We start from the raw sequence: 8,943 nt of genomic DNA, 5'->3' as shown, positions 1-8,943 counted from the left end.
TCAGGGAGCGGAACTCACCCGTGGAAGTGCGCCCCGGGCAGACGCCCGCGCACTCCCAGCCGCTGATCCCGTACACCACGACGAGGGACGCCATCCGGCACGCCGGCGGCCCGGCCGTGTTCGATGGCCTTCAGCTGTCCGGCGTCGGCCTCTTCGCGCAGGTACTGCCACATCTTCGCGCGCAGTACGGCGGCCTCGCCGGCCACGTTGACCGGGATGTTCCCAGGTTGCTTCAGCTCGGCTGCCCACCGCTGCGCATGCCCGAGCACGAGGAACAGTTCGTCCGCGGCCGGGAACTGCTCGAACGCTGGGTCGCTGCCCAGTTCGTGCAGTTCCCGCAGGCGCTTGACGACCTGGCCTGTGTCGATCTCGCCGAGCCGGATCGGGGGACGTGTCGGACGGGACTTGCGACCGGACTTCGTGTCCCGTCTCGTTGAAGGTGAACCATGTCGAGGCCGTGACCAGCGATGGGTCATCTTGAGTGAGACGCGGTGCGGTCTGGCGTCTCAGTCAAACTGAGAAGCGTGTGCCCTGCGCTGCTTCGCACTCGGCAGTGAACTCGTCGAGGAGCTCGAACAGGACCTTGATCGCGTGCTGTTCGTCCTCAGGCGGAAGGTTCCAGACGTCGTCCCAGCCGTTCGGGAGGGCGATGTGGAGGACCTGGCCGGGCCAGGCGTGGTTGCAGTTGCGTCCGCGGCGTGCGGCGAGCCAGTCGTGCCAGCCGGTGAGGCCGTGACCACCATGCCGGAGAGCATGCTGGTCATAGCCGGTCAGGAACGCGGTCAGCATGTGGAACGAGGGCTTGCCGACGAACATGCCAGGACGTTGGCCGACGCAGGCGAAGTACTCGCGTTCAGTCATCTCCGAGAGGGGCTTCACGCGTCCGCACCCTTCTCGTCACTGGCGCTGTCGTCCAGGGCTGGACGAAGCCTGCTGCGGGCCGCTTCCAGACGTTCGGCTTAGTCCGCCGCAAAGATCCCCGACAGCGACTTGTCGAGCGTTCCAGCAATGCGGTGAAGGGGGCCCAGACCGCCGCATCGCCGACGAGACGACTGAGGTCCGTCATCTGCACCTGCTCCACCAGCCAGTCCGACAGGACCAGCGCCTCATCCGGGGTGAGCTTGATGATGATCTCCGGATTCTCCACCACTCGAACATAGTCCGTCGATCATGCGTTGTCAGAGGTGCCTGGCACAGTGCCGCTGTGGACATTGATTCCTTCTGGGAACTCATCGAGGAGTGCCGGCGTCAGGGGCGGGGCCGGGACGGACGGCTCGCGTGGCTGCGTGACGAATTGTCGCGACGGTCGCTTGCTGAGGTCGTGCAGTTCCAGGTGCGCTTGGACGAGGTGACGCACGAAGCGTTCACGTGGGATCTGTGGGCAGCTGCGGACCGGATCTTCGGTGGCTGGTGTTCGGATGACGGGTTCTGTTACTTCGGCCTGTGGATGGTAGGACTCGGCCGGGAAGCCTTCACTCAGGCGGTGGCTGATCCCGATGCCCTGGCCGCCACCCCGGAGGTCCAAGGCTTGGTGGGCCGTCCGCGGGAGGCATGGAACGACGACTGGCCCGGGTGGGAGTCGCTCGACTACGTCGCCATGGAGGCGTACGGGATCTTGGCTGGTGTGGACGACGAGTGCGGCGAAGCCTTCTACGAAGCCGTTGACGCCCAGCAGTGCGACGGAGGCGACAGCACCGGACCGCTCGGCGAGCATTGGGACGTCCGAAGCGAGGACGAGGCAGCACGCAGGCTGCCGAGACTGAGCGCGATGTTTCCCCTGTCATAGTGGCCCGGTGGCGCGAGCGGGCGTAGACCGTTGCATCAAGTTTCAGAGCCTGGATGACTGGGACGCGAGGGCTTCCAACTGTGTTCTCAGCGTCCGTAAGACGGGGTGTGCCGCAGAAGTCTGTGCATGATGAGCGGAGGCCACCACTCTGGGGTGCCTGATGCGGCGGACGCGACCCGCATCAGTTGACGTTCCTGTTCGTCCATCCGTTCATTGACTCTCTCCGCGACCAGCGTGGCTTCGCGTTTGAACCATGGGATGGCGGTCGTCCTCAGTTGTCGTTCCGGAGGCAACCGCCTCTCGAACTCTCGGTGAAAGAGCTGAACATCGAGTAATTGTCAATACCTGTGGATCTGAGCTGCGTTCAAGCCGATGTGGGCTTGCGGGCGAGGATCTGGATCCCCGTCGACTCGTGGCCGTTCATGGTGGACACTGTGATGGTCCGGGTCTCGATGGTCTGGAACCCGGCGAGCAGGGTGGAGAACCACTCGCGGGGGTGGTGGCGGCAGACCGCACCGTCGACGGTTTCGAACACGCCGTAGCTGCCGTAGTGATCAGCATGGCGGCCGTAACGGCTGCGGTTGCGTTCGTCGTCCTGCAGCAGAAGATCGCTGATGTAGAGGATTCCGCCGGGCTTGAGGATGCGGTCCAGCTCGGCGATCAACCCGTGCTGGGCTTCATCGCCGGGAATGCAGGTCAGCACGGCGAAGAGCAGAACGGCGTCGAAGCCTGCGTCTGGACAGGGCGAGGCCGGCGGTGCGTCCAGGGCGGCAAAGCGCATGCTGGGGTGCAGACGGCGTGCCCGACTGATCATTGCCGGTGAAGCGTCGACGCCCGTGAGGTCGCCGAAGCCGTGCTGTTCGAGTTCCTTCATGATGCGGCCGTAGCCGCATCCATAGTCGAGGATCGCGGCTTGCCTGCTGATCCCATCGAGCCAGGGCAAATGGAGCGGGTGGGTGAACGTCTTCGTGGCCGCGGCGGCATCCCAGTAAGGAACCTGGCTGTCGAGGTCGGACATGGCAGATGCCTCTCCGGGCGCTTGTGAGCTTCCCCTCGTAGCGTAGAGACCGTGACTTGAGGGGAAGTTGGGAGTCATGGCTGAAGCCGGTCATGCTGCCAGGGCGGCAGGGCGCTCAACGAGCACCGCTGCTGGGCGGACTCGATGAGCTTGAAGACCATGGCCAGGGCGGCGGTGCGGGAGCCGGCGCCGCGGGTGACCTTGGTCCGCAGCCGGACGGTCGCGAAGGTCGACTCGATGGGGTTGGTACCAGGTATGAAAGTTCGTGGGTGCCGCTGTCCGTGTCCTGGTGACCAGGCTTCACCCCGGCTGTACGGTGCGGCCGTCAGGACAAGGGGTGCCCGGGGAATCAGCATGGGCGGGCCGATCTTGAACGATGGGCTGCGAGCCCGCCTTAGTAGATGGCCGCCCCTGCGACTTGCCTGGCTGCGTCGTGAGCGCGATTCCGTAGGTGTCGTTTCGCCCAGCTGACCCCCGCATCAGGTTCATGTCGGCACAGAGAGGCGGACGGTGGGGCGGTTCATCGGTTTGGACATCCACCGTGACTTCGCGCAGCTCGCGGCGGTCGAGGACGGGCTGGTCACGGACTGGGGCCGGGTGGATTGCCGACCGCAGGCGCTGCGGGAGTTCGCCGCCGGGCTGCGCCCGGACGACCAGGTGGCGCTGGAGGCCACCGGCAACGCGAGCGCGGTGGCGGTGCTGCTGGAGCCGCACGTGGCCCGGGTGGTGATCTCCAATCCGGTCAAGACCCGGGCGATCGCCGAGGCGAAGGTCAAGACCGACAAGGTCGACGCCCGCATCCTGGCCCAGCTGCCGGCCGCTGACTTCCTGCCGGGCACCTGGCTGCCGGACGAGCGGATCAGGATGCTGCGGCGCCTGTCGGCGCATCGGGCGCAGCTGGTGCGCGGCCGGATCCGGGTGAAGAACCAGGTCCAGGCGGTGCTGCACCGCAACATGCTGCCGCGGCCGCCGGTGAGCGATCTCTTCGGCACCCGCGGCCGGGCCTGGCTGGAGCATCAGACGCTGCCGGCCGACGAGCGGCAGACCGTGGGCGCCCTGTTGCGCCAGCTCGACTTCTACGGTGCCGAACTCGCCGAGGTGGAACGGCGGCTGGCCGCCGAGGCGCTGGACGACCCGGCCGTGCGGCGCCTGATGACCATCCCCGGGGTGGACGCGATGACCGCGGTCACCGTGCTGGCCGCGGTCGGGGACTTCCACCGCTTCGACAGCGCGGACAAGCTCGTGTCCTACCTCGGCCTGAACCCGCGGGTGCGCCAGTCCGGCGGGACACCCGCCCACCACGGCCGGATCACGAAGGCCGGCTGCGGCAAGGCCCGCGGGATGCTGGTGCAGGCCGCGTTCGCCGCACTGCGCTCCCCGGGCCCGCTGCGGGCCCTGCACCAGCGGATCGCGGCCCGGCGCGGGATGCAGATCGCGATCGTCGCGGTCGCCCGGAAGATCACGGTCATCGCCTGGCACCTGGTCACCAAGGAGCAGGACTACGCCTTCGCCCGCCCCAGCCTGGTCGCCTTCAAACGCCGCAAGCTCGAGCTGACCGCCGGCGCCGAACGCCGGATCGCCCGCCGAGGCGCGGGCTACGACTACAACAACAAGCAACTGCGCCGCCACGAACGCGCGATCGCCGAACAGGCCGAACGCGCCTACGCTCTGCTGGCCGCCCAATGGCAGCCCACACGCCCGACCGGCAGACCCCGCCTGCCCGCCATCCCCGGCGCCAGCCCGTGACCTGCCCTCCTTGACGATTACATCCGCGGTCCGCAGGTGGACCCAGTGCTCGGCGGGGAAGTCGTAGAACGCCAGCAGCCCATCCTCGTCATCGACGATCTTCTTGACGGCCTTGGGGAACTTCGCGCCGTAGAGCTGGGCGAATGTCTTGATAGCCGCCTCGGCGTGGTCGCGGTCCTCGGCGTTGTAGATGTCCTGGATGGCCTTCTTCGCGCCGGGCTGCGCGGACTTCGGTATGGAGTCCAGCACATTTGCGGTCTTGTGAACCCAGCACCTCTGCTCGCGGGTTTCGGGGAACACCTCGGCCAGGGCCTTCCAGAAGCCCAGGGCGCCGTCCCCGACCGCAAGCACCGGGGCGCGCATGCCCCGGCGGGCGCAGTCACGCAGCAGGTCCGCCCAGGACTCACCCGACTCCCGATAGCCGTCCTTGAGCGCGACCAGCCCCTTGGAGCCGTCGGCGCGCACCCCGGACAAGGAGCGGATCGAGGGGACCGACTTCTACGACGAGAAGCAGTTCCGCGACTTCTACAGGTGGTTCCAGCAGGACAAGCAGGACAAGGTCCTCAAGGCCGACCCCGAACTGCACGAGCTCGACGCCGAAGAGGTCGCCTCCATCAACAGGCCGCCGAACTGCTGGGCTTCAAGGGAGCCTCGGCGATCCGCAAGTACCTCGTCTCGAATCCCGGCTACTTCCCGGACTCCGTCGGCGAGGTCGAGGGGACCACCGGACGCTTGATCCCGGCCTTCCGCGTCGGCGACCTGCAGGACTTCGACACCAAGCGCACCGGGGACAAGCTCGGCAAGGCCGGCCGCCGGCCCGGGGCACAGGCCGAGACGCCCGTCGGACGGCCCTCCGCCCTCGAAGAAGCGCTCGCGGCCGAGCTGAGCGCCCGCACCGGCGAGGAGCCGCTGACCGCCACGCAGCCCGCCGCCCAGTACGCCGCCGAGGCGATCGAGCGCGACGGCTACCACCCGGGGCTGGCCGCGGAGCTCAGCGTGCAGTACGGCGGACCGCAGCGGTCCTGGGATTACGTCGTGCGCACCGCCGCACCGCCGCACCGCCCGCGCACAGCACGCCGCGGCCGCGCCGGCGCCCCCGGATGCCGAACGGCGCGCAGACATCGCCCTGGCGGCCCTGCGCGAGCGCGGCGACGTCCGCGGGCTCGCCGCCTCCCTCGCCCGCAAGCACGGCGGCAGCCCCGACGTCTGGTCGCGCGCAGTGAGCGACGCACGCCCGAAACTCACCGGCCCCACCCCGTGACCACCCCATCAGCTGAGGAACGAGCCCCGATGTATCAGGTACGCGACACCCTCACCCACCAGCTCCTCGCCCAGGACCTGGCCGACTACACCGCGGCCGAAGCCGCCCTGGACCACCTCGACGAAAACCTGGAACGCGACCTCTCGGCCAACGGCGAAGGAGCCGGACGCGTCCGGCTCCGCCTCGACATCGAGCAGGTCACCGGCGACACCGTCCGGACCGTCGGACACCACGTACTCCTCCTCGGCGTCGACGACCCCACCGGGACCCTGCCCGCGCTGTAGTTGCCCCTGCTTGAGAGCGACCTCTCTCAGGCAGGCCTGAAGATCGTCGGTTGCGGGGCGGGGCTCGTGTCGGTCCGCTCTCCTGCCTCGTTCGGTCGAGGCGGTCGGCCAGTCGCTCGGCGAGCAGCGGGACGAGCACTATGGCCGGCAGAGCGACTTCGACGCGGATATTGCGGCTCATGGCGTTCAAGCCGGTAAGGCGGCTGATGAGTGCGAAGGTGTCACTGCACGCTCCGGGTGCCCAGATACCCGAGTAGTCCGGTGTCGTTGTGGCTCATGGTCGCTTTCTACACCTCCTGCTGCACGGCAGGATGAGCCTCATGAGACTTCTGGTCATGGGCGGGACATGGTTTCTGGGCAAGCACGTCGTGGAGGGCGCGCTGGCTAGGGGCTGGGAGGTCACCACCTTTAACCGCGGGCGCTCCGCCCGCGATGCGGACGGCGTGGAGGCAATTCACGGAGACCGTACGAACCTCACAGACCTGGAGCGCCTTGCCGGGCACGGGACTTGGGATGCCGTGATCGACACATCGAGCTCCGAACTGCCCCCTCGCGACGTCCTAGCAGCCGCGACCACTCTGCGCTCAGCCGCCCGCCGGTGGGTGCACATCTCCACCGTGTCTGTGTACGTGGGTTGGCCTCACCAGCCACTCACCGACGCCTCACCGCTGCTCGACTGCCCGGCAGACGCCGATGGGTCCTACGGCTATACCGGTCCGGACGGCTCCCCCACCCAATACGGGTTCCAAAAGGCCGGTGGGGAACGCGCCGTGACCGAAGCATTCGGCAGCGCTGCGGTGTTGCTGCGCCCCGGTGTGATTCTGGGCCCGGGTGAGTACGTTGGCCGACTGCCCTGGTGGCTGGAGCGAGCCAAACGCGGCGGCCGCATCCTCGCACCCGCCCCAGCAGAGCAGCGCATCCAACCGGTGGACGTTCGAGACGTGGCGCGGTTCGCTCTCGACAGGGCGGCGAGCTCCGAGGGAGGCGGCTTCAACATCACCCACCCCGAAGGCATCACCTTCCGCGGCTTCGTCGAAGCGTGCCTTGCCGAGACGGGCGGCGCCGGGGCACCCGTGTGGGTCGACCCCTCGGTGCTGATCGAGCAGGGTGTGAAGCAGTGGACGGAGCTGCCCCTGTGGCGCACTCACGCGGGCGTGTGGGCCGTTGACTCCAGCCGCGCCGTGGCTGCCGGGCTTCAGTGCCGGCCGCTTGCCGACACCATCCGGGACACGTGGCGGTGGCGGACCGGGGACGGACGTCCCGTGGAGCACCCACGGTGGGCGGAACACGGGATCGTCCCGGAGAAAGAGTCGAAGATCCTCGCTTCTCTGTAGATCAGCTCTCGATCGCGAGCAGTCCGACGTGCGGGCCTAGCCGGTGCGGCGGAGAGACGCGGTTGAAGTCCTCGATCCGCTCCCGCAGTTCCGTGGGGACCGGAGCGCCGTGGAACTCAGGCTTGTTCAGATGCCGTCCGATGCGGGCTGTGCGGACGACAATGCCCGTCTGCCGGTGCTCTTCGGGAACCTCCCACACTGGGTGTAGAGCCTCGGCTGCGCCGTCCACGTCGCCCGCGATGAGGCGAGCGTAGGCGAGGTCGGCGGCCGCGCCCGCCCTCACGTGGGCTGACTGCTCCTCAGCCGGTCGCTGCGCGATGAGGTCCAAGGCGCGTCGCGCGTCGGCTTCGGCCTGCGCGGCGTCGCCGATGACCAGGGCCGTTGTGCTGGCGGACATGGCCAGGCGTTCCAGGGAGAAGGCGAACTCACCACCCACTCCGTCGTGCAGATCGTCCCGGCGACCCGAGCCGTCCTCCGAGGACAGCAAGATCGCCTGCCGGGCTGAGGTGACATCGCCAAGGTGTGCGTGAGCCCGAGCCTTGATCGCCTGGTGCCGTCGGCGCGCCATGTCCCCAAGACCTGCGTAGGACAGTGCGCGGGTGGCCTTCGCTACCGCTTCGGTGGCGTTGCCGGTGTGGTAGGCGATGTAGGCGAGCGTGCCGTCAGCGAAGGCTTGCAGCGGCGTGAAGCGGGTTGTCTCACCGAACACGGCGGCTGTACGCGCAAGGGCTCGGGCGCTCGGGAAGTACCCGAGGTCGAACGCGGCGACCGCGAGCAGGGCGGCGGCCTGCCCGTTCAGGATCATGAGCTGTTGCTGCTGAACGGGAATCTGCGTTCGGTCCCGCTGTCGCTCGATCGCCAAGCGCAGCCGGTCGACGGCCTCGTAGGCCTCAGCGGGTGGCACCAGGTGGTACCTGCGGGCCACGGTCTCCACCTGGTCGCGTAGTTCCTCGATGGTGTTGTCGGAGATGGACGCCGAAGCAGTCGCGTCGGCGCCCTCAAGGGCTTCTTCTGCGGTCATTCGAACTCGCTCTTCCAGGTCTTTCGCGGGTGCCTGGGGATCTACCTTCGGCGGCGGCTCGAACAACTGCTCAGCCGTGTAGCCAGGCCACATTGCCTCAAGAATCTGGCAGGCCTCGGTGACGGGCAGCCCCTGTAACTGGCCGCCTGTCCACCGCCGGAATTGAGTCTCACCACATGTGGGACTGGCGCTGCTGTTCCCGAAGAGCCGCACACCAAGCGCGGTGAAGTCCTTCGCGAACCGGCGGTAGGTGACCTTGTCCCGGGCGCACAGCCATGCGAGCAGCGTCCTCGGCTCAGTCCTCATTTCGCCCCCAGTCAGCGAGACGCAGGCAGTCGGCCCGCGCATCGATCCCCTTCTCGGGAAGGGGATACCGCTATTGCCGCACGAGGCAACCTGATGGTGTCCCTCGTCGTGGTGTAGGCGATCAGCTGGCGGGCTTGTTCGGGGTGTTGGGTAGTGCGGGGGCGCTTTCGAGGCGTTCGCGGTAGAG

General features: G+C 68.0%; 10 protein-coding genes and 2 pseudogenes. 6 read left to right on the top strand and 6 right to left on the bottom strand.

Translation table 11 applies throughout. The annotated features are described in order from the left end of the window. Positions 1–20: 20 nt before the first annotated feature. Positions 21–437, top strand: a complete 417-nt coding sequence (locus tag ACFZDK_RS55210; protein WP_390986856.1) for a hypothetical protein — start codon at positions 21–23, stop codon at positions 435–437. Positions 438–510: 73 nt separating this feature from the next. Here ACFZDK_RS55210 and ACFZDK_RS55205 read toward each other — a convergent pair whose 3' ends face one another. Then, the gene (locus ACFZDK_RS55205) at positions 511–816 is read right to left on the bottom strand and encodes a hypothetical protein (RefSeq protein WP_390986854.1); all 306 of its coding nucleotides are present in this window, start codon (positions 814–816) and stop codon (positions 511–513) included. Between the two features lie 37 nt (positions 817–853). Next, entirely contained in the window at positions 854–1,147 is a 294-nt protein-coding gene (locus ACFZDK_RS55200) for a hypothetical protein (protein ID WP_390986851.1), read from the bottom strand. Positions 1,148–1,204: 57 nt separating this feature from the next. Here ACFZDK_RS55200 and ACFZDK_RS55195 point away from each other — a divergent pair, with 57 nt between their 5' ends. Beyond that, the gene (locus ACFZDK_RS55195) at positions 1,205–1,786 is read left to right on the top strand and encodes a DUF4240 domain-containing protein (RefSeq protein ID WP_390986849.1); all 582 of its coding nucleotides are present in this window, start codon (positions 1,205–1,207) and stop codon (positions 1,784–1,786) included. Positions 1,787–2,150: 364 nt separating this feature from the next. Here the strand turns inward: ACFZDK_RS55195 and ACFZDK_RS55190 are convergent, their stop codons facing one another. Both ACFZDK_RS55190 and ACFZDK_RS55185 read right to left on the bottom strand, forming a co-directional pair. Continuing rightward, positions 2,151–2,804: a methyltransferase domain-containing protein gene (locus tag ACFZDK_RS55190; RefSeq protein WP_390986846.1), complete on the bottom strand. Its 654-nt coding sequence runs from the start codon at positions 2,802–2,804 to the stop codon at positions 2,151–2,153. Positions 2,805–2,929: 125 nt separating this feature from the next. After that, positions 2,930–3,052, bottom strand: a pseudogene (locus tag ACFZDK_RS55185) (IS256 family transposase); the annotation flags it as partial. A 280-nt stretch (positions 3,053–3,332) separates the two neighbouring features. Here ACFZDK_RS55185 and ACFZDK_RS55180 point away from each other — a divergent pair. Further along, positions 3,333–4,550 (top strand): IS110 family transposase, encoded by a 1,218-nt coding sequence (locus ACFZDK_RS55180; protein WP_390986844.1) that lies wholly within the window; start codon positions 3,333–3,335, stop codon positions 4,548–4,550. A 20-nt stretch (positions 4,551–4,570) separates the two neighbouring features. Here ACFZDK_RS55180 and ACFZDK_RS55175 read toward each other — a convergent pair. Then, positions 4,571–5,018, bottom strand: a pseudogene (locus tag ACFZDK_RS55175) (transposase); the annotation flags it as partial. Between ACFZDK_RS55175 and ACFZDK_RS55170 the strand changes: the two are divergent. The 3 genes from ACFZDK_RS55170 (at position 4,978) to ACFZDK_RS55160 (ending at position 7,429) form a co-directional block, all read left to right on the top strand. Next, positions 4,978–5,286: a hypothetical protein gene (locus ACFZDK_RS55170; RefSeq protein WP_390986841.1), complete on the top strand. Its 309-nt coding sequence runs from the start codon at positions 4,978–4,980 to the stop codon at positions 5,284–5,286. The pseudogene ACFZDK_RS55175 and the gene ACFZDK_RS55170 overlap by 41 nt on opposite strands. Next, entirely contained in the window at positions 5,283–6,095 is an 813-nt protein-coding gene (locus tag ACFZDK_RS55165; RefSeq protein WP_390986838.1) for a hypothetical protein, read from the top strand. The genes ACFZDK_RS55170 and ACFZDK_RS55165 overlap by 4 nt, the downstream gene beginning before the upstream one ends. A gap of 320 nt (positions 6,096–6,415) precedes the next feature. After that, positions 6,416–7,429 (top strand): NAD-dependent epimerase/dehydratase family protein, encoded by a 1,014-nt coding sequence (locus ACFZDK_RS55160; protein WP_390986835.1) that lies wholly within the window; start codon positions 6,416–6,418, stop codon positions 7,427–7,429. 1 nt (position 7,430) lies between these two features. Here ACFZDK_RS55160 and ACFZDK_RS55155 read toward each other — a convergent pair whose 3' ends face one another. Further along, positions 7,431–8,756: a DNA-binding protein gene (locus tag ACFZDK_RS55155; RefSeq protein WP_390986833.1), complete on the bottom strand. Its 1,326-nt coding sequence runs from the start codon at positions 8,754–8,756 to the stop codon at positions 7,431–7,433. Positions 8,757–8,943: the final 187 nt, after the last annotated feature.

This window comes from Streptomyces sp. NPDC007901 (genome assembly GCF_042959465.1).
Lineage (GTDB): Bacteria > Actinomycetota > Actinomycetes > Streptomycetales > Streptomycetaceae > Streptomyces.
Note: the sequence above shows the minus strand (reverse complement) of the source record. Positions and strands in the feature narration are given on the sequence as shown.